Raw genomic sequence first — 20,013 nt, 5'->3', positions numbered from 1 at the left:
AATAGAAGTTTGTTCTTTAAATTACTTCGATTTAAAATGGAAAATTAAGTTTAGATTTTTTCACAAAATGGCTATTTTTTCACAAAACATCACAAAATTGCTGGACAACTAGGAAACATTTAAAGTGCGGTTTTTTTGAAGTAGCCTACAATACAGCCTATAATCTCAAAATTTTTACCCTCTAAATCTATGGGTTGATATGCCATATTATCGCTAAGAAGCCTTATTGTTGGTTGTTTTTGTAAGCGTTTAATATATAGCTCATCATCAATGCGGGTTACGCAAATTTCGCTTTCTTTCACTGCTTTTTTCTGCACCAAAACATAGCAATCCTGCGGTAGTGTAGGATACATAGAATCCCCTATACTTCTAATAATAGACAAATCTTTAAAAGAAATAAGCCCAAAATACTCACGCAAAAAGTCCTTACCAAAAGTCATTACACGGCTTGTTTCTGCCTCATTATATGCACCTCTTCCTGCACTTGCTTGTATATCCTCGTAAAAGGGAATGGATACAATATCATCGTTTAAGGTTTGTATAGAATTCTTGGATTGAGAGACAGGATTTTGCTGACTAAGAGACAACTTAGTAACAACTTTTTGTGACTTAGTAACAGGACTTAGTAACAACTTGGTAACAAATTCATCACTTCTAAAAAAATTTAAATCTACGCCCAAGGCATCTGCAATCTTTATTAAATTTTCTATTGTAATGTTACTATTTTTTTTTGATTCATACCTTTTGATAGAATCTAAAGATACTCTACTCTTTGCTGCTAATTCCGCTTGTGTCCATCCTTTGTTCTCTCTTCCTGCCTTGATTTTTTCAGAAATATTCATAAAATACACCTTATTCTATAATAAGTCTTGAAAATAATCATATATTACACTATAATTACATTACTTTTAAGGGAATTGTATCACAAAAATACAAAAACCTAAAAGTGGTTTGGGTGGGTGGGAAGAATATCACTTTTGGAGCTTTAAAATGCGAGTTTTAAAGTATAAAAAGGTGGTTGTAAAGCTCAAAGTTTGGAAGTTAAGAATCTCTTTCAAACTAGAGCTATAAATCATCTTTTCCACTCCATTTGTGGAGTGGTTAAGTGTGATTATAACATAAAAGTAAAGGTATAGCTATGAAAGATAAGAAAATGCGTAAAAAATCTACTTGTCTCACTAAGCAAATGGTTAAAAAGGGGTTTAAGTTGCGCACTTGGTGTAAAGCTAAAGGTCTTAGTGATTCTGATTATAGCGTGTTATGTGATTTATCCAAAGGCATTACAAAAGGTAAATGGGGCAGAGCCAAAGAACTTAAGGAAATGCTAGAAAAAGAGGGATTTAAGGTTGCGTAATGGTAGGTGGTTTCGTTGTGGTTTATATGGATAAAAATGGAGAGGATTTTGTTCGTTTATGCGACAGCTTAAATTATTCTAGATAATGCTTTGCGAATTTGTGCGAAAATATGTATAGTATGTTGATTAACATTTTAATGGCACTTTGCAATATCTTTTTGGATTATTTGTTTATCGTGGTATTTGGTTAGGGGTTATTTTCTGTGGCACTTTCTACTTGCATAGGCTTAAGTTTGACTACAATTTTGGGCTTTTTGCCTTTTATTTTTGGTAATGTGGAGCTAAAATTTAGCAGGATTTTCTTTAAGTTAAAAACACTTGTAAATATTTTTTACAATGGCAGTTCTAAATTTTTAGGCAATATTTCAGGTTCAATTTTAACAATTTTCGCAAACCTTTTATTACTTAAGCTTTCAAGAGAAATCGGCGTGGAGACACTCTCTGTTATTCTTTATATAGATACTTTCATCGTTGCTTTTACTATTTTTATATTTTTAGCATCGCCTTTTTGGTTTTTATAGTAATTATGTTGTGGAATGAAAGTTTAGTCGAACTTTTTGCGGAGACAACAAATCAAGACTTTACATTAATAGAGCTTGAGACAGAGGGTGGGATATTAGCACGTTATAATCGCTATAAGCAAATACAAGAAATCCTAAGCTATGGTATGGAGAATCTAGGCTATGAGTGCTATATCACTAAATGCCATCGCTCTCCTATTATTACCACTTTTTGCTATCCTAATTTCAAAGATTTTACTTTTAAGAGTATATATGAATATTTGAAATTCAATGGATTTGTGATTTATCCGGGTAAGCTAAGCGGTGCTAATACTTTTAGAATAGGTAATATAGGTGATTTGAGAGTTCTATGGTTTTACTTAGGAAGTGGTTCATTTTTGTCCCCTATAGTATGTTTGCTAATTGCTTAAACTAGGAAAGAATCTTAAAAATTTATTGATAATTTCTATTGCCCACAGAATCAATGCTGATTAAATTTCTTAAAATACTCATCAATTTCCTCTCTCATTTCACACCCAACCTCTTCAAAAGCCGATAAAATTAGCTCATAACTTCCCTTGCCACCCAAAAAATCCCAAAATTCCTCTGCTACTTTAATTTCAGAATCTAAATCTAGCATTCCTGCCATCGTCCATCGTTCATAAGGTTTTGGCGCGTAAGGATTGTAAGGAATCGCTATAAGTGATTGAATATTGCAATGTGGATTATTATACGCAAAACACGCTACCCAAGTTAAAAGTGTGCGTTTAAATTCTTTAAATCCACCCTTGTTTGGTTTAGCGGTTTTAATATCAATTAAATACACATTATTGCCCTTCTGCAAAAACAAATCCACCTTTGTAGGTTTGATAATGCTTGTTTCTCCACTTTGTGAAACTGCCAAGATTCTAGCGATTTCCTCGTTTTTGTTGGGTTTGGAATTGCCACTTTCTAAAGAATCCATAATATCTTGTATCACTCTTTGTGCTTCTTTGGTAATTGTATTTGCAACTGCCATTTGACGCCTAATATTGTCAAAATGGTTTAAACCCAATTCTTCAGCCACAGGCTCAAAGATACTTGTGCCAAAGTTGGTATTCAGGCTTTGAATAAAGCTATAAAGTGCCATTCTATCTTTGCCTAATAGTCTTGTATGAAAGGGCATAGAAGAAGTTTCGGGCTTATAATTTTCAAACTTATTGCGTAATGCTTGAAACAGACGATTTTTGATATTGTTTTTAAGATTTTGCATTGATTATTTCCTGTGATAGTTTTGAACAAAAATTATCAAAATCTGGAATTACTTTATTAATTGGTGAATAAAGTATCTTTTGATTTGTTTTTGTGATATTTGAAACATCTAATTTTGTGTTTTCGATACTTTTAAGAATACAATTTATATTTTGTTCAAATTCTTTTGAATTGGAAACTAATTTTTTTAATTTATTATACATTTTATCTATTGTTTCATTATCCCAATGCTCTGGAATTTCCCCCATTTTTTTAGGCTTTTCCATATCAATACCAACATTTATTATTTTAAAAATGATAAATGTAATATGATGCTTAAGAAGATGTGTTTTGTCTTTTTTGCCTACAGCATTTAAATAATCTTCAACAAAAACAAATAAATATGTAATAATATAAATTAATTTACAATAGGATTCTTTGTTAAGCTGTTTAAGGCTTTCTAAATACTTATTCATTGTACTATCAAAATATCCCGAAGCACGATGTGGAATTTGAAAAATTGAAGACATTAATGCTCTCATAATTATGAGTAAATCCACATTGATACAGCCTTGTTTGTTTTGCTGCCCTATTCTTCTTTTGTAAAAAATAACTTTATTATTAATGATATTTTTATGAAAATAGCTTTCAAGTGTCTTAAAAAACTCTCTATTAGATAAAAGTTGATAAGTGTCAATCTGATTTTGACTATTTGCACTTGTTGCAATAAATTCTATTTCATCTTCATCTATAGCTTCAATTAATTTTAGTGGCAGAATTACATTTGCTATTGTTTTATTATTTTCATTATCTTTATATATTTCAAATAAAGAGCTAATTGTTTGACAACCATTAATAATCCTAATGGAATAAAAAGTGCAATCATTTGTGTGATTTCTATGCTCAGAGTTTATTATAGTAATTCCATTGTTGTATAAGTGGAAAAAGGCATCTTTTGTTCGTACTGTTTCTTGAATATTCTTATTAATATCTGTATCTCCCAAAAATAACCTAATATTATCTTCAAAAACATTGTTATTGAGGACTTTAAGGTCATCATCTTCAAAAGAAATGCATTGAAGTAAAGATAAGGCATTAATATAGCCAACACAACATTTATCAGATATAAAGATCAAATTATTCTTTGGGATAGAAATACTAACTTGTCCTGTTCTATTGCTTTCATAAATCTTTCTTATAAATTCACTACCTATTAAATGGGTTTTAATTTCAATGAATTCCCCTATCTTTTCCTCATTTTTACTTATTGTTTCTTTCCAATTATTTTTTAAATTGCTAATATCACTTTCTGTTTTCTGTGTGCAAAAATAAAAATTAACTTTTAAGGTTGCATTTTTTTGCTTTTGAGATTCATCATCAAAAGCATTAATGCATTGAGCAATATATTGTGGGCAATTATCACTTTTTTCTAAAATAGATACTAAAATATTATAAAATTTTAGTATAGCACTAGAATCAACACTTTTAGAAGTTTTTGTTTCGACAAAACAAAATTCTACATTTTTAAATTTTACTCCTTCTACAAAAAGAATATTGTAATTAGAAACTGAATACAATGCATTATCAACAATAATAAAAAAACCATCAATTCCAGATATATTATCATTGAGCCAAGTATTTTTTAATATTTCATTATCTACTTTGTTGGCTAATGTTGTTGCAAGCATTGCCGTAGAAAAAATTTCAAACTCTTGAGACTCGGATAATTTCATTTCTGGAAATAAGCTAGAGCAAAATTCTCTAGCCTGTTTAACGATTCTTGATTCCATTTTTCCTCTCCTTCAAATAAAATATACTCTCATTATACCTATTTTTATCTTTTTCACTGCGATTAAGCACAGGGCGATTGTAGGTTTTTACAATTTGCATTCCCGCTAATTCTGCAATTTTTGGGTAAAGATTAAATTTATCATTGGCAACCAAAAAAATATTATAATCCTCTTTCAAAAATCTTTTAGCGTTTTTTAAAGCTTGTGCTATGCCTTGCATATATTTTTCTTGTGCGCTCTTGCTTTGCCCATTACTTAGTTTGCCAATTTCTAAATTATCCTTGCGAGGTAAATCAAAGATGTCATAGGCATAAGCGTGTTGCTCGTGGTAATCAATCAGTCCTACATAAGGGGGAGAGCTAAAGATTCCAGCAATTTTTTGAGATTTGATAAGTTGAGCAAAAGCCTTATCTTGTTGTTGCACTGCAGTGATAATATCTACATTTATAGAATCTGCATTCAAGCAAAGTTGCTTCGTTTCACTTCGCAAATATTCAAATTCTCTTAATCGCTTTAAAGCATCTTTAGCATAGGCTTTCCACCATTTTGCAATGCTAAAGAGTGGTTTGCAGATTCTGCCGTGTTTTTTGCAATAATAAGTTGCTGTGATAGGTTCTAAAAGTGTAGCTAAATCCGAGTGTGTCGTGGCGCGAGTGCTTCTTGCTGTGCGACTTAGGATAATGCATAAAATATCTTGTAAAACTTTGGGGGCTTTTGCAATTTCATTTTTAAGTAAAATAATCTCCTCCCTTATAGAATCCACATACCATTTTTCAAAAAAGCTTCCTTGCGCCTTTGTGCTAAGGTTGATATGATAAAGCTTCACTAAATCATTATAAATTTTTAAAAACTCCTGTGCTTTTCCCTCTCCATAAGCCTTTTCATCAATTTGTTTTAATGCAACTTGACGTTTAAAGGTTTTATTGGGAAAATAAGTTTGATTAAATGTGCTCAAAGCGTCATTTAAAGCGGATTCAAAAGAGCTAATTTGTAGATTCTTTGTATGTTTTTCTAAGCAGTTTGTAAGCCTTAGAAGTTCAGATTCAAGGGCTTCTAAATCATATTTAGCAACCTTAGAATTGCAAAGTAAAGCATTAAAAATGGAAATATCAATCCCAACCGCATTCATTCCTAGCTCATTTGCCACACATAAAGTCGTGCCACTTCCTGCAAAAATATCTAGCACAATATCATTGGGCTTAAAATAAGTTTCTTGCTTGATAGAATCTGTGTGCGAATCTAAAAAATACTCCACAAGTTGAGGGATAAACTTGCCTTTATAGGGGTGGATTCTGTGGATATGCTTTGTCGTCTCTGCTTCTTTATATTGTGCAAACGAGAGCGGAGATTCTAAGTGTTTTTGCGATTTAATCGTGCTATCATAATATATTTTAAGCTCATTTTTATCAATCAAATTTTCTTTTAAATCTGTGCTGTGATTGGCAATTTTTCCATAATTTAAAAGGTAAATAATGTTGTTGCTCGTTACCTTTTTACCTAAATATTCACTTGCCCAGATACTCGCTTGTTTAGGTGTGAGTAAAGTATCACTTAAGATTTGTGTCATTGTTACTCCCACTCAATCGTGCCCGGCGGTTTGCTTGTGATATCATACACCACGCGGTTAACACCCTCTACTTCATTGACGATTCTATTGTTTGTAAATTCTAAAAAGTTAGAATCTAGCATTGCATTTTCTAGACTTCGTTGTGAAAACAAAAATCGCCCATCGCATACAAATCCAAGCTCCTCCCAATCCACATTATTAAGCTTTTCGCATAACATTTTCAACATTATAGAATCTACCTCAAACTTTGGAAAAACTGCTAAAACAGAACCATCATAAACATTACATGAATGCAAGAAAAAAGGCTCCTTGTTGCGCGTTTTAGTATTAACATAGATTCTAGGATTCTCACTTTTATAATAGTCTCTGCCCCATTCCCACCAATTGCTTTCATTAAATTTTTTAATCCTCCGCTTTAAAAGTTGTTCTTTAAAATCTTGCAAATACGCACAATCCTTACCATAGATTCCATAAATCATTTTTCTCGTTTTGCCACTTTTAGCACTTTGTGAACAAACAAAATCCATATTACCCCATTTTTCATTCGCAAAGATAGAATCCGCTCCACTCACTGCTCCAACCTTGACAAAAAACAAACCTTTAAAAGGAATTGTATAGGCTTTTTTGGTAAAAAATAGCTGTCCATTTATGCAAGAAAATTCTCTTAAGCACTGCGTCTCACGGGTAAAATTATCCTTTTCAAAGCGCCAAATCGCACAATTTGGCTGGACATTGTCAAAAATTTTTTTATCGCCCAAATCAATAAAATGCGTGATACTGCCTTGATGAAACAAAAATTCATTTAAGCGCGCACTTGAGGTTGATTTTAAAAAGTCTCGTGGTGTAATAAAAATCAACTCTCCTCCATCTTGCAAGTGCAAAATACACTTATAGATGAAAAAAAGATAGAGATTTGAGCGAGAATCAAAAAGTTTAGAATAAGGCTTAAGAAGCGTTTTTGTAGATGTGGCAATGTCTTGGTAACGCACATAGGGTGGATTCCCAATAATGCAATCAAATTTTTCATTGACAGGATAAGCAAAAAAATCTTCCCGCAAAACTGCTTTATCACAAATTACACTAGAATCTAGCTCAATACCTACTTTATTTTTAGGTAGATTTTGGAAAAATACCCCATTGCCACAACTTGGCTCTAAGAATCTAGGATTAGAAAGCCTCTTTGTGCTTTGGATAAGGGCTAACATATCACTTACAATATGCGGTGGAGTAAAAACTTGTCCCAAATTTACTACATCAAGATTCATAAAAATATGTCCTAAAATGCAAATAAGCATCAGCCCGAAGCTTTAAAGATTCCTCAAAAGTTCCAAGCAAAAAGGCTTTTGCACTTTCAAAATCTCTATTTATCAGTTTGCGATTATTGTCCCATTTTGCTTGAAAGGGGAGATTATTACCATTTGGCAAAATAGATTCTAAACTTTTGAGCGAAGTAGCAAATACATCGCTAGGAGTATCTTTATTTACTATTAAAAAATAATAATCTTTGCTATTTGATTCTAAGTTCTCACTCAAAGTTTTAAAATACACTTCCCAGCTTACGCCATTATTAAAAGGTGGAATTTTGCCTGTTAAAGCGTAATAGATTCCAAGTTTGCAGTTGAGATTATCGGTTGTTTTTGTTGTGCTAACTTTAATATTTACAGGATAAAACACATCATTTTCATAAAAGCTAAAATCTATCCAATCACGCATATTTGGGCGGTTTATAGTAAAATTTGCTTCTAAAAGTCTAAAGATTTCATCTTCATTAAAAGCTGAATTTATCCGCCCATCGCGACTTTGACTACTTAATTGTAAGTTCTGTTTTCTCAAAAAATCTACCATTTTATTTAATAGATTGGGCAATGTAGTTTTATTTTCACTCATTTCCTACTCCCACTCAATCGTGCCCGGGGGTTTAGAAGTTATATCATACACTACGCGGTTAATATTTATTGCAAATAAGCCCACACTTTCTAAAAACCTTAAGTCATTAATTTTATTTTTTATTGTCTCAATATTTTTTTCTAACTCTATCTTTCTATTCATTGATATTTTTATAAACTCATTTTCTTTTTCTATGCCAATAAATCTCCTATTTAAAAGATTAGCGGCTATTCCTGTGGTAGAGCTTCCACTAAAAGGATCGCAAACAACAGAATCTCTGTCGCTTGCCATTAAAAGCAATCGTACCAAAAGGGCTAGAGGCTTTTGTGTTGGATGTTTGCCAAAGCTTTTCTCCCAAGGTGCAATGGCTGGAAAACTCCACACATCACGCATTTGTTTGTCTCCATTAAGTTTTTTTAAAATTTCATAATTAAAAATATGTTTATGTTTAGGGCTTTTTCTTGCCCAAATGATTTGTTCTGTTGAATGTGTGAGATAACGACAACTAAAATTTGGAGGAGGATTTGTCTTTTGCCAAGTGATGATATTTAAAATTTTAAAATCAAGTTTTTGCAAGATGCCACCTAAAGAAAAAATATTGTGATAAGTTCCGCTAATTAAAATACTCCCCGTATTTTTTAAAGCTTTTTTTGCATTGCTTATCCATTGTAAATTAAATTCATCAATATCACTGATATTTTCTCCCTTATCCCATTCGCCCTTATTCACACTTACAATTTTTCCACTTTGTATGCTTAAACCATCATTGGAGAGAAAATAGGGAGGATCAGCAAAAATTAGATCAAATTTATTTTCAAATTGAGGCAAAATCTCATTACAATCTCCTTGATAAAGCTTAAAAAGTTTATCTTCACTCATAAAAATAGGGTGAAAAACTTTGCTAGAATATGGTGTTTTCATTTTCTAACCTTTTGTATAAAATTACCTATATTGCTTAAATTATAGATTTCTACATATTTATAAGCTTCTTGAAGTTTGTTTTTGGCACTCAACCAACCTTTGCCATCAGTTATCCAAATAAATTCATAATTTGAAAATATTTCAAATTTTGGAGCTAAATCTTGATAGGCTCTCGCTACTTCATTAAGCTTACTTCCACCACCTGCATAAAAGTTAGATTCTATAAAATAATTTGTATCTTTGCCAAAAATAACAAAATCAAACTTTTTAATATCATCTCCAAAAGCTTGGTGTAAATCCTTAAAATTTCTAATATCAACTTGTTCTTCGAAACTTAATTGAGCATTAGCAAAAAGACTGCCAAGATAAGTTTCCATAGCCTTTCCGCTACGATTTTTTCTCGCATTACTATCAAGCCCAACTTCTATACCAAAAACGAAATCATTTAAATCTTTAATATTTCTATTGCAAAAAATTTGCTCCAAACCTGTTTGACAAATGAACTCATAAATTTTTTCACAATTTTCAAAATAAGAATTTAAAGGGTAAAAATTACCATCAACATCAAGCACCAAATCATTTCTATCTCTCACAGCAATGAGAATATTTAAAACACTAAAAGCTTTGGGATATTCTTCAAAAAGGCTTTTAATATAAATTTTTAGCTCTTGTGTATCTTTTCCAAGTAAAAAATTCAAATGATTTAAAGCTATGCTTATCTCATTTTTATTTTTGAGACATTTTTGCCAATCTACAAAAAAATCCAAAGTTCTATTGCTTGTTTGAAGAGTCTGTAAAAATTTATCAAAGGGTAAAGTATTTATCATTCCACTCACTCCCACTCAATCGTGCCCGGGGGTTTAGAAGTTATATCATACACCACGCGGTTAATGCCCTCTACTTCATTGACGATTCTATTACTTACAGATTCTAAAAAATCGTGGGGCAAATGCGCAAAAGTCGCTGTCATTCCATCAATCGCTTCCACCGCACGCACACAAATTGTATTATCATAAGTGCGATTATCGCCCATTACACCCACGCTCCGCACATTGAGCAGCACACAAAACGCCTGCCATACTTTATCATAATACCCTTGTTTTTGCAGTTCCTCTATAAAGATAGAATCCGCCTCACGCAGCAAATCCAAATCCGCCTTATTCACCTCTCCCATAATGCGTATGGCTAGTCCTGGTCCCGGGAATGGGTGGCGCATTAGCATAGATTCAGGCATTCCTAGCTCTCGCCCTAACGCCCTCACTTCATCTTTAAATAGCTCTCGTAATGGCTCAATCAGCTCAAACTTCATCCACTCCGGCAGTCCGCCGACATTATGGTGGCTTTTTATCGTCTTAGATGGACCTTTGACGCTCACAGATTCTATCACATCAGGATAAAGTGTGCCTTGTGCGAGGAATTTTATCTCGCCTTTGGTATTGTGCTTTTTTGCCTCTTTTTCAAAAACTTCAATAAAGGTCTCACCGATGATTTTACGCTTTTTCTCTGGCTCAATCACACCTTTAAGGCGGCTTAAAAACAACGCACTAGCGTCCGCAGTGATTAGTGGCACTTTGAGGTTTTCTCTAAACATTTTCTCTACTGCCTCTCTCTCGCCTTTGCGCAAAAGCCCAGTATCCACAAACACCGGAATAAGGTCACCCCCTATTGCGCGGTGGAGCAACGTCGCGACAACGCTAGAATCTACCCCCCCACTCACTGCACACAAAACCTTAGAAAGCGTTGCATTTGAGCGATAAAGAGCAGATTCTGAGTTGTCGGCTTGGTCATTTATGTCTAATAAACTCCCTTCGCCTCCGCCTTGAAAGCCACCCTTTCTCATCTCAACTGCTTCCGCCTCAATGTTATCTTGCTCTTGATAATCTCTTGATACTGCCGAACCTGAATCTGCACCAGATTCTAAATGATTTTGCCCTTTAGTGTCGCTAGATTCTGTATGTTGAGAATCCACAATTCTAGTGTTTGCGGTGTGGCTGTGTAAATTTTTTGGATTTTTTGTAAGGTTAGCGGACTTGGTGTCCATGCCTTGCGAAAAATCCAAAACCTTATCGCATTGCATACCCAAAGACGAATTGCGCTTAAAGCACGAGGTAAGGTGGTCATTCACCATTCCCACCGCCTGCATAAACGCATAGACAATCGTAGTACCAACAAACTTAAATCCGCGCTTTTTCAAATCCTTAGCAATTGTATCTGAAAGGGGCGTGGAAGCGGGTAAATCCGCGATACTCTCAAAGGTATTGACGATAGGCTTACCTCCCACAAAGCCCCAAATATACCTATCAAAGCTTCTAAACTCCCTTTGCACCGCCATAAATGCCTTAGCATTAGAAATCGCAGATTCTATTTTGGCACGATTCCTAATAATCCCCTTGTGCTGCATTAGAGATTCTATTTTACCCTCATCATAAGCGGCGATTTTATGGTAATCAAAGTCATCAAATGCCGCCCTAAAAGCCTCACGCTTTTTAAGGATTGTAATCCAACTAAGCCCCGCTTGAAAACCCTCTAAAATCAAAAATTCAAAGAGTTTCTTATCCTCGTGGAGTGGTTCGCCCCACTCATAATCGTGATAGTTTTCATAGAGTTTGCGTGCCGCCTCGTCCTTATCGGTCGCCCAAGGGCAACGCACCTTTTCACGCACGCCCTCATTTGAATCTTGCGCCTCAAGCCCTAAAGACTTTTGCAAACTCTCACTCGTAATATTTAGTGGGATAAGCTCGGGTGAAAATGCACCTGCACTCCCTGCGGGGATAGGTTTCTCTCCTGTTTTTGCAAATCCTAAAGCTTGATAGAATCCCAAAGCCCACTCTAAACTTGCTACCTTTATCACTTTATATTTGCCTAAATATCGCGTAAATGCTTCTTGCAGCAGAGCTTTACCCACCCCACTTTTAAAGGCACTCGGCGCAACAAAAAGCATTGCAATTTCATTTTTTTCTACTGCAATAAAGCCTAACCATTCCCCATTTTTTTGCACTATCAGTAGAATTTTGGATTCTAAAACAGCCTCTCGTATCTCCTCCCTCATATCCGCGATTTCATCTTCGCTTAAATCTTTGTGGGTGACTCTTGCGCCCTGCTCCCAGATTTCAACAAGCCTTTCTATGGCTTGTGCTTTACCAATGTGCTTAAAGGCTTCTACAAAGGTGATAAAATGCAAAGAATCCCTTAGGGATTCCAAGGCACACTCTAAGTCCTCCCTTGCTACCTCCATAGGCGTTAGCATAATCTCCCGATAATTTCCAACGCAAAAGGGTTCTCCTGCTTTGTAAAAACCTAGTTTACTATAATAAGAGATGGCTTGCTTACGACTATTAAGTTTGATTTTTTCAAATGGGTATAAATGCCGATTCAAAGTCTCTTTAAGTAATGCTTTGCCAATCCCTTTGCCAAAATATTGCGGAGCGATAAAAAGCAAAGTAATTTCATTTTTTTGCACCGCAATAAAGCCTAGCCACTCCTCTGTTGTCGTGCATATCAGTATTTCCTCTGCCTTTGCAATATAATCTTTTTCTATCTCTTTACGTCTATGGGTGATAAATTCCTCACTCACTTCTTGCGTGGCTCTTACAGAATCTTCCCAAATTTTAAGAAGCTTTTTTATCACTTGTGCTTTGCCTATTTCTTTAAAAGCTTCTTTTATGGTTTTAAAAGCAGGATTCACACATTGCCTAACCCCACTTCCATACACGATTTGGCGCAATTTTACAATTTCATTTTGTGCAAAGTTTCGCATATTCCAACTTGTATCCGCACCACAAATCCCCACTGCAAAATTACGCAACATCTGCCCCCCACACTCGCTATGTACAACTTCGGGGTGAAACTGCAAGGCATAAATCTTGCACTTGTAATCCGCAATAGCACAATAGTGCGTGTTACCCGATTTTGCAAGCTCTACAAAGCCTTGCGGGATAGATTCCACCTTATCTGCGTGGCTCATCCATACGATAGAATCTTGCTTCACTCCTTTAAAAAGCCTATTTGCTTTATCTTTTATCTCTAACACCGCCTTGCCAAACTCTTGTGCTTCTGCCCTCATCACGCGCCCACCAAAATGTTGAGCAATAAGCTGCATACCATAGCAGATTCCCAAAATTGGAATTCCAAGCGTGAAAATCTTAGAATCAGGCTTGTAGGCGTCTTTTTCATACACGCTTGCAGGTCCTCCGCTTAGGATAATACCTTTAGGATTCTTAGCTTTGATAGAATCTAGCTTTTCAAAATAAGGGACAATCTCGGTATAAACGCCATATTCACGCAAACGCCTTGCGATAAGCTGTGTGTATTGAGAGCCAAAATCTAGCACTAAAATTTGTAAATTATTCATAAAAATCCCTAATGAAAATTTATGGAGAATCTTATTTAAGATTAACTTATAACTTAAGAAAATATTGCTTATTGCATATAATGTGCGCCAACAGAATGGGAACGTTTGAGCGCTGATTCAACAATATTTTTAGCAGTTAATAAACGCAGTTTCAAAAGTCTCCCAACACCGCTTTGTAACATAACTTCAATGCCTCCTAAGGCTTCATTAAGGTCGCTTTTTTTGCGAATAATACCAACTTTATTCCACATAAGATTGCGTAAAATAGTTTTGAGGTTTTCATCTTGTTCTTTATGGAGGGTTTGGGTATGGAGTGGAAACTCCCTCTTATTAAGGCTGCTTTCTTTTCCTAAAATATCTAATGTAGCACGACGCGCAAATACAAGAGCTTCTAAAAGGGAATTTGAGGCAAGACGATTAGCTCCATGCACTCCTGTGCAGGCACACTCTCCTATAGCATAGAGATTATCCATATGTAATACCTTGCCCCTTTCATCGGATTTAATACCCCCCATACAATAATGAAAGGCAGGGGAGATAGGGATTTTATCTTTAGGTAAATCAAAGCCAAATGCGTTAAGATTACGGGCGATATTAGGGAATCTTGTCTGAAAATAATCTTTAGAGAAGGCACTTAAATCTAAATAAACTTCGGATTCTTGAGAATTAGCAGGGTATTTTTGCAAAAGTTGTAATTTATAATCATAAATAGAACGTGCAACTTTATCCCTTGAAGCAAGCTCTCCTTTATCATCATAATCAAATAAAAATCGCTTTCCCCAAAAATCTATGATATAAGCCCCTTCGCCCCTTAGGGCTTCACTAAGGAGCATTTTCCTAGCATAAGGCGTTTTGACAAATACAGTGGGATGAAATTGTAGCATTTCCATATCTTGAAGCTCTAAGCCATTTTCTAAAATCATCCCGTGTAATTCACTAGAGATTGTATAGGCATTGGTATGGTATTCAAATAAAGCACCTATGCCCCCACTTGCTAAAATAATATTTTTTGCATACAGATTATAATTTCCTCTTTTGGTTAATACACTTACGCCATAGCAGTGATTGTTATCTATAAGCAGCTCTGTAACGGTGGCGTTTTTCCATAGAGTATGGGAGATTTGTGAGATAAGATGACTATGTATAACTCTACCTGTGCAATCTCCTCCAGCGTGTATAATCCTAGAAGTGCTATGAGCAGCTTCCTTGGTAAAGAGTAAATTCCCCTCCTTATCTCTATCAAATGGGATTTCTTTAGCAATTAAATCTTCTAATACCTCTAAGCTCTCTTGGCTAAGGAGTTTGACAATTTTTTCATCACACATACCAGCCCCTGCTTTTAGGGTATCATTAATATGTAAAGGAATATCTTTTTTATCCTTTGCAACAGCAATTCCACCTTGTGCATAAAAGGTATTGCACTCCCAAGGTTGGTCTTTGCAAAGAATAAGGACTTTAAGATTTTTAGGTAAGTTTAAGGAAGCATAAAGTCCTGCAACTCCAGCACCAATGATAATAACATCATAAGGCATTAGTAGTCCCCTTTAGCACTAGTGTTAGTATCTCTAAAAGGGTCGTCTTTAAAGCCACATCCATTAAAGAATGTAATCTGTGCTATAATCAGCATATGAAAAAGGTATCGCAAATTTTGTCTCATCTCTTTAATACTCCTTCTTATCAAAAACTTCACCAAACTCAACAAATCAAAAGGTTTCTATGGACTTTGCCTAAAAGTTTGCGTGATGGTGTTTGTTTTTGTTATATCAAAAACCAAGTTTTATTTTTTGCTTTAAAACATCCTTGTTATAAACAGGAGTTTGATTATAAACTAACAATAATAAAGCAGTTATTAAAGCAATACCAACAAAGCAAAGAGGAATTATTGGGGGTTATGGATATTAAAGCTTTTGTGAGTAATAATGCCTACCAAAAATCCCAAACACAACAAGCAGAGAATTTGGAAGTTTATGGGGAAATAGCTAAGGGGGATTTTAAAAATCTAGCCAAAGATAAAGAAATTAGAGAAATTTTTGAATCGATTAGAAAAGCTATTTTATGCAACCATTAACACCTTTAAATGAATATCTTTTAAAAGAATTAAAAAAAATCCCCTCACAAAGTGGCGTATATCATTATTTTGATAGTGAGGGGAGATTGCTTTATGTCGGAAAAGCTAGGAATTTAAAAAATCGCATTAAAAGCTATTTCCGATTTACCCCCAAACTTAGTGTTGCGCCCAATTTAAGCCCAAGAATTACACAAATGGTCTCACAAGTGGCTACATTGCGTTATATTCTTGTAGAAAATGAACACGATGCACTTATTTTGGAAAACTCTCTTATTAAGCAATTAAAGCCTAAGTATAATATCCTCTTACGTGATGATAAAACTTATCCTTATTTATGTGTGGATAAAAGCCAAGATTATCCGCGTATAGTTTTGACGCGTAAAGTAATGAAAAAAACACAAAACATTCGTTATTTTGGTCCTTATTCTAGTGGAGGAAGGGATTTGTTGGATTGTCTTTATGAGTTTTTTCCGCTTGTGCAAAAGGAGAGTTGCATCCGCGGTAAAAAGGCTTGTTTGTTTTATCAAATCAAACGTTGTTTAGCACCTTGTGAGGGGAGGGTGAGTCAAGAAGAATACGCAAAAATTTTAGAAAAAGCCTTAGAATGTATAGAAAATCCCAAAAAGATTCTTACAAAACTAGAAGAAAAAATGGAGTTTTTATCGCAACATTTGCGTTTTGAAGAAGCGATGATTTTACGCGATAGAATCCTAAAAATTCAGCAGATTAACCCCCTCTCTAGTGTGGATTTTGCTAGATTGGAGGATTTGGATATTTTTGCGCTTGTGTTAGAAGAGAAAAGAGGGGTTTTAGTGAAGTTTTTTATGCGTAATGGGAGGATTGTCTCTAGTGCTTTACAAAACATTAAAAGTGACTATGGATTTGAAATAGTGGAGATTTATAAACAAGCACTCATTGATTATTACCATAAGGATTTACCCTTAATCCCCAAACATATATTAATTCCCTATGATTTAGGCGAGGTCAAGCAGGAATTAGAGAATTTCTTGTTTTTGCAATTGCAAAGAAAAATTTCTATCCATTTCCCCAAAAATGGAGAGAAAAAAAGGCTTTGTAACCTTGCTTTGCAAAATGCTAAAGAAGCTCTAAGATTAACTACTAACCAAGAAGAAAACATCTTAAGGGATTTGAAAGCATTATTAGGACTGCAAAACATTCCTTATCGGATTGAAGTGTTTGATACCTCCCACCATAGGGGTGCTCAGAGTGTTGGGGCTATGATTGTTTATGAAGAGGGTTTTATTAAAAAATCTTATCGGCATTATACATTAAGTGGAAGTGATGAATACTCCCAAATGCGTGAAATGCTTGCAAGACGCATTGAATCTTTTTCCCTAGATTTCCCTCCAGATTTATGGCTTTTAGATGGAGGGTCGGGGCAGATAAATTTAGCTAAAGAATTGTTGCAAAGTGTGGGGGTAAATATTGAAGTGATAGGCATTGCTAAAGAAAAAATTGATTTTAAAGCCCATCGTGCTAAGGGTGGAGCTAGGGATGTATTAAGGGATGAGTGTTTAAGGGAATATCGGCTTAAAGTTAGCGATAAACGTTTGCAATTTTTACAAAAATTACGGGATGAAGCCCATCGTTTCGCTATTACCTTTCACCAAAAACAAAAACAAAAGACAATGCATAAAAGCAAGATTTTAGAGTTAAAAGGTATTGGTAAAAGCACACAAAAGAAACTTTTAGCTTATTTTGGAGACTTTCAATCTATTTATCAAGCAAGTTTGGAGGAATTGCAAAAAGTGGTGGATTCTAAAAAAGCTTTAGAGATTTATAATCTCTTGCAATAATAACAAGCTTAGTTAAACTTTATTAAACACTACCAAATCCTACAATTCCAAATCTCACACCCCCCATCTACAATTTCAAATCTCAGACTTTACAATTTGTAATCTACAACTCCACAATTTACAATCCCAGACCTTAACCCTTAAATCTCATAAATAAGAATACAAAGCCTAACTTTATCATAATCAATGATTAATGCAATAGATAATAAAAGCTTTGTTTATTGATTGTTTATTTTAAGATTTGAAGATTAGGTTAATAGAGTTACTAAAGATTTTTTGAAGTTTAAATTAGAAGTCATTTTAAAGCAAAAGCATAATTTTATAAAGCCCTTGATTGTATCAATCCTGCAAAATGTTTTTATACTTCTTGGTGTGATTTTTTATCCTTGCTCTTTATTTACCCCCTTTTACTCCTCCCTCTCCACTCCCTTACTATTCTTTTAGATTCAACAAAATAAAACCATAGAATGCCCCCCCCCCACTATAATTAACATTATTAGCTTTTAAGTAAGGAATAGGAAATTTAAAGAAATTTTGTTTCTTAGCTTCAATAAAAGCTTCCCCTAATTGATAAGAAAGTGTATTTTTTATTTTTAAAGCATCTTTATAATCTCTATAAGATTCTAAGGTAGGAAGTTTTAAACTAGGATTCTTTTTTATCTTTTCTTGGTATTCTTTTTGTTCTTGTTTATGTTTATCTTTGATATAAGATAATACATAAGGCATTCTTATATATCCCCATAGGCTTTTAGAGTTTAAAATCAAAGCTTGTCCTAGTTTATAAGAAAGATGAGATTTAATGCGGGAGGAGGCAGTGCCATAGGTTAAATCAAATTGTAGCGTTTGCACTTGTGTTTTTGGGGTTTTGTTGGTATTTTCTAAAATAGTAGCATTTGTGCTTTGCTTTATGAAATCAGCCATTAATAAGGTATTTGGCATAGGCATACACATTTTTACATAAGGATGATTAAGGTAGTCTATAAAAGCATCACAACTGTATTGCTTTAATTGTATAAGGGCTTCTTTTATATCGTGTGATAATAGGCATTCTATAAGGAGTGCTATATAAAGGCTGTTTTGAGGATCTAAAGTATGTGCTTCTTCTAAGATTGTTATTAGCTCTTTAGGGCTTTTATTAAGGGATTTAGAGAATATAAATTCACAAAATAGTGAATACGCTCTGCATAGAGGATCTAAATCTATTTTGTCTTTATTTTTATCAAAAATATTTACAATCTCTTCAGCACTAAAGAGATTCGCCCAACCTTCTGGTTCTTTAGCATTTCCTATAAGACTTGCTAGTCTTGCAAATCCTGATGTAGAATAGATAGTTTTACAATGCGACATGAGTTGAATTTCAAATAAATCAATTTCTGATTTTGATAATTTTTGAGGTAATAAATCTTTGGTTAAATAAATCTTGTATCCATAAACATCTAAAAAATGTTTGGATAGTTTCTCTAAAATTAAAGGATTATCACTAAAAAGAAGGATGTTTTTATCCCTGTTTGTTAAGATAAGTTCATAGGCTATTTCTATTGGCATAGCTTTACTTGCATACATGCCACAAATAAAAATACTCCTAGAATTGCCATATATAATATCACCTAATCGGATATGAATAGCAATAGTAGCTTTATCTTTGAAATTGTCTTCAAAGATGGTATCGGCTTGATGGAGTAAATTCTTAATAAGCGGGGTAAAGCCAATTTCTTGCCATAATGCTTTATATTCTTTTCTAAAATTTTTTGGAATATTTTTGATATCTACACTTAAATTACCATGTGTGATGTAATAACCAAAGTCGTGATAAAATGGTTTTTGTTTATAGTCTTCTATATTATCCTTTCTAGGTAGAGCATAGAGACCTTCGTAGCAACTATAGACTATATTGGGTTTATGGGTGTAGGAATGTGTGTTAATAAAATCTTTTTCAAAAATTTTAGATTCATTATCAATAATTATGGCTTGATATTTATTAGAATCTGAAAAAGCATAGGAATTATTTATCTCTCTCCAAGCAAACCCAAATTTAAATCCCGTGTGTTTAGCTAAATACATTGCGTTTAAAAATGCAATCATTCTATCGCCCCAACCAGCACCTAATGCCATTAGGAATAATCCGGGATATTTTCTTACTAAAACTTCTATTTTGGGCTTTTTGGGCGTTTGTAAAATTACCTTTATATACCTTGCTTTAAGATTATAAAGACTTCCCTTAGCTTGCAATAATTCCCAAGAATCTCCATCACAGGAAATACTAAGGAGAAAATTAGTTTTATTAATTTTTAAACAATCTATTTCACAAATGGATTGTAAATCCATAATAAAAGTGTTTTTGTCAATTTCCTTGAATTCTTTGGCAATATTTTTTAAATCAATATCTTTAAATAGCATAGTAGCCCTCCTTGCGTAGTTTTGCAAATCCCTTTGGGGTAGTACTCATATATGCAAGATATGCTTTAACATAAGGGGGGAGTGGGCAAATCTAGTTATTTGTAAGTTTAGTAATATTTTATGTTTCATTG

Annotated in this window: 17 protein-coding genes; 5 read left to right on the top strand and 12 right to left on the bottom strand. The window is 34.0% G+C overall.

Translation table 11 applies throughout. The annotated features are described in order from the left end of the window. Positions 1 to 119 precede the first annotated feature (119 nt). Positions 120 to 842, bottom strand: a complete 723-nt coding sequence (locus tag LS72_RS04495; RefSeq protein ID WP_138155097.1) for an XRE family transcriptional regulator — start codon at positions 840 to 842, stop codon at positions 120 to 122. A gap of 296 nt (positions 843 to 1,138) precedes the next feature. Here LS72_RS04495 and LS72_RS04490 point away from each other — a divergent pair, with 296 nt between their 5' ends. The 3 genes from LS72_RS04490 (at position 1,139) to LS72_RS04480 (ending at position 2,285) form a co-directional block, all read left to right on the top strand. Then, positions 1,139 to 1,354 (top strand): hypothetical protein, encoded by a 216-nt coding sequence (locus LS72_RS04490; RefSeq protein WP_238700706.1) that lies wholly within the window; start codon positions 1,139 to 1,141, stop codon positions 1,352 to 1,354. A gap of 203 nt (positions 1,355 to 1,557) precedes the next feature. After that, on the top strand, positions 1,558 to 1,875 hold the full coding sequence (locus LS72_RS04485) for an MATE family efflux transporter (protein WP_052087268.1): 318 nt from the start codon (positions 1,558 to 1,560) through the stop codon (positions 1,873 to 1,875). A 5-nt stretch (positions 1,876 to 1,880) separates the two neighbouring features. Beyond that, the gene (locus tag LS72_RS04480; RefSeq protein ID WP_052087267.1) at positions 1,881 to 2,285 is read left to right on the top strand and encodes a hypothetical protein; all 405 of its coding nucleotides are present in this window, start codon (positions 1,881 to 1,883) and stop codon (positions 2,283 to 2,285) included. Positions 2,286 to 2,335: 50 nt separating this feature from the next. On the opposite strand, the gene LS72_RS04475 is transcribed toward LS72_RS04480, so the two are convergent. The 10 genes from LS72_RS04475 to LS72_RS11545 all read right to left on the bottom strand — a co-directional run bounded on the left by LS72_RS04475 (position 2,336) and on the right by LS72_RS11545 (position 15,257). Then, positions 2,336 to 3,106, bottom strand: coding sequence for a TdeIII family type II restriction endonuclease (locus LS72_RS04475; protein WP_034553604.1), 771 nt, complete (start codon positions 3,104 to 3,106; stop codon positions 2,336 to 2,338). Continuing rightward, on the bottom strand, positions 3,093 to 4,874 hold the full coding sequence (locus LS72_RS04470) for an AIPR family protein (RefSeq protein ID WP_034553602.1): 1,782 nt from the start codon (positions 4,872 to 4,874) through the stop codon (positions 3,093 to 3,095). Before LS72_RS04470 ends, LS72_RS04475 begins: the two co-directional genes overlap by 14 nt. Continuing rightward, on the bottom strand, positions 4,855 to 6,441 hold the full coding sequence (locus LS72_RS04465; RefSeq protein ID WP_034553600.1) for a DNA methyltransferase: 1,587 nt from the start codon (positions 6,439 to 6,441) through the stop codon (positions 4,855 to 4,857). Before LS72_RS04465 ends, LS72_RS04470 begins: the two co-directional genes overlap by 20 nt. A 2-nt stretch (positions 6,442 to 6,443) precedes the next feature. Further along, positions 6,444 to 7,736, bottom strand: a complete 1,293-nt coding sequence (locus LS72_RS04460) for a GMP synthase (glutamine-hydrolyzing) (protein WP_238700705.1) — start codon at positions 7,734 to 7,736, stop codon at positions 6,444 to 6,446. Beyond that, the gene (locus tag LS72_RS04455; protein WP_034553597.1) at positions 7,696 to 8,328 is read right to left on the bottom strand and encodes a hypothetical protein; all 633 of its coding nucleotides are present in this window, start codon (positions 8,326 to 8,328) and stop codon (positions 7,696 to 7,698) included. The genes LS72_RS04460 and LS72_RS04455 overlap by 41 nt, the downstream gene beginning before the upstream one ends. A 3-nt stretch (positions 8,329 to 8,331) precedes the next feature. Beyond that, entirely contained in the window at positions 8,332 to 9,249 is a 918-nt protein-coding gene (locus tag LS72_RS04450; protein WP_081953899.1) for a DNA-methyltransferase, read from the bottom strand. Beyond that, complete coding sequence (locus LS72_RS04445) at positions 9,246 to 10,076, bottom strand: type II restriction endonuclease (RefSeq protein WP_034553596.1); 831 nt, start codon at positions 10,074 to 10,076, stop codon at positions 9,246 to 9,248. Before LS72_RS04445 ends, LS72_RS04450 begins: the two co-directional genes overlap by 4 nt. Before the next feature lie 5 nt (positions 10,077 to 10,081). Continuing rightward, on the bottom strand, positions 10,082 to 13,600 hold the full coding sequence (gene guaA, locus LS72_RS11360) for a glutamine-hydrolyzing GMP synthase (RefSeq protein ID WP_238700703.1): 3,519 nt from the start codon (positions 13,598 to 13,600) through the stop codon (positions 10,082 to 10,084). A 68-nt stretch (positions 13,601 to 13,668) separates the two neighbouring features. Further along, complete coding sequence (locus LS72_RS04425) at positions 13,669 to 15,132, bottom strand: L-aspartate oxidase (protein WP_034553594.1); 1,464 nt, start codon at positions 15,130 to 15,132, stop codon at positions 13,669 to 13,671. Beyond that, entirely contained in the window at positions 15,132 to 15,257 is a 126-nt protein-coding gene (locus tag LS72_RS11545) for a hypothetical protein (RefSeq protein ID WP_269149274.1), read from the bottom strand. Before LS72_RS11545 ends, LS72_RS04425 begins: the two co-directional genes overlap by 1 nt. Between LS72_RS11545 and LS72_RS04420 the strand changes: the two genes are divergently transcribed. Both LS72_RS04420 and uvrC read left to right on the top strand, forming a co-directional pair. After that, positions 15,249 to 15,668 carry a hypothetical protein gene (locus LS72_RS04420; RefSeq protein ID WP_238700701.1) on the top strand — a complete coding sequence of 140 codons (420 nt, stop codon included), beginning with the start codon at positions 15,249 to 15,251 and terminating at the stop codon, positions 15,666 to 15,668. The two genes, LS72_RS11545 and LS72_RS04420, sit on opposite strands and share 9 nt — an antisense overlap. Beyond that, positions 15,656 to 17,485, top strand: a complete 1,830-nt coding sequence (gene uvrC, locus LS72_RS04415; protein ID WP_034553591.1) for an excinuclease ABC subunit UvrC — start codon at positions 15,656 to 15,658, stop codon at positions 17,483 to 17,485. The genes LS72_RS04420 and uvrC overlap by 13 nt, the downstream gene beginning before the upstream one ends. Positions 17,486 to 17,917: 432 nt before the next feature. On the opposite strand, the gene LS72_RS11355 is transcribed toward uvrC, so the two are convergent. Further along, positions 17,918 to 19,882 (bottom strand): O-fucosyltransferase family protein, encoded by a 1,965-nt coding sequence (locus tag LS72_RS11355; RefSeq protein WP_238700700.1) that lies wholly within the window; start codon positions 19,880 to 19,882, stop codon positions 17,918 to 17,920. Positions 19,883 to 20,013: the final 131 nt, after the last annotated feature.

The sequence above is a fragment of the Helicobacter apodemus genome (assembly GCF_000765745.2).
Taxonomy (GTDB): Bacteria; Campylobacterota; Campylobacteria; order Campylobacterales; family Helicobacteraceae; genus Helicobacter_D; species Helicobacter_D apodemus.
The sequence above is the reverse complement of the archived record's forward strand: the minus strand, read 5'-3'. Positions and strand labels throughout refer to the sequence as shown.

Bases quoted from the DNA above. Each gene is read 5' to 3' on its own strand.
- LS72_RS04470 (WP_034553602.1), bottom strand. From the start codon at position 4,874: ATGGAATCAAGAATCGTTAAACAGGCTAGAGAATTTTGCTCTAGCTTA.
- LS72_RS04490 (WP_238700706.1), top strand. From the start codon at position 1,139: ATGAAAGATAAGAAAATGCGTAAAAAATCTACTTGTCTCACTAAGCAA.
- LS72_RS04475 (WP_034553604.1), bottom strand. From the start codon at position 3,106: ATGCAAAATCTTAAAAACAATATCAAAAATCGTCTGTTTCAAGCATTA.
- LS72_RS04445 (WP_034553596.1), bottom strand. From the start codon at position 10,076: ATGATAAATACTTTACCCTTTGATAAATTTTTACAGACTCTTCAAACA.
- LS72_RS11355 (WP_238700700.1), bottom strand. From the start codon at position 19,882: ATGCTATTTAAAGATATTGATTTAAAAAATATTGCCAAAGAATTCAAG.
- LS72_RS04465 (WP_034553600.1), bottom strand. From the start codon at position 6,441: ATGACACAAATCTTAAGTGATACTTTACTCACACCTAAACAAGCGAGT.
- LS72_RS04425 (WP_034553594.1), bottom strand. From the start codon at position 15,132: ATGCCTTATGATGTTATTATCATTGGTGCTGGAGTTGCAGGACTTTAT.
- guaA (WP_238700703.1), bottom strand. From the start codon at position 13,600: ATGAATAATTTACAAATTTTAGTGCTAGATTTTGGCTCTCAATACACA.
- LS72_RS04455 (WP_034553597.1), bottom strand. From the start codon at position 8,328: ATGAGTGAAAATAAAACTACATTGCCCAATCTATTAAATAAAATGGTA.
- uvrC (WP_034553591.1), top strand. From the start codon at position 15,656: ATGCAACCATTAACACCTTTAAATGAATATCTTTTAAAAGAATTAAAA.
- LS72_RS11545 (WP_269149274.1), bottom strand. From the start codon at position 15,257: ATGAGACAAAATTTGCGATACCTTTTTCATATGCTGATTATAGCACAG.
- LS72_RS04495 (WP_138155097.1), bottom strand. From the start codon at position 842: ATGAATATTTCTGAAAAAATCAAGGCAGGAAGAGAGAACAAAGGATGG.
- LS72_RS04480 (WP_052087267.1), top strand. From the start codon at position 1,881: ATGTTGTGGAATGAAAGTTTAGTCGAACTTTTTGCGGAGACAACAAAT.
- LS72_RS04450 (WP_081953899.1), bottom strand. From the start codon at position 9,249: ATGAAAACACCATATTCTAGCAAAGTTTTTCACCCTATTTTTATGAGT.
- LS72_RS04460 (WP_238700705.1), bottom strand. From the start codon at position 7,736: ATGCTTATTTGCATTTTAGGACATATTTTTATGAATCTTGATGTAGTA.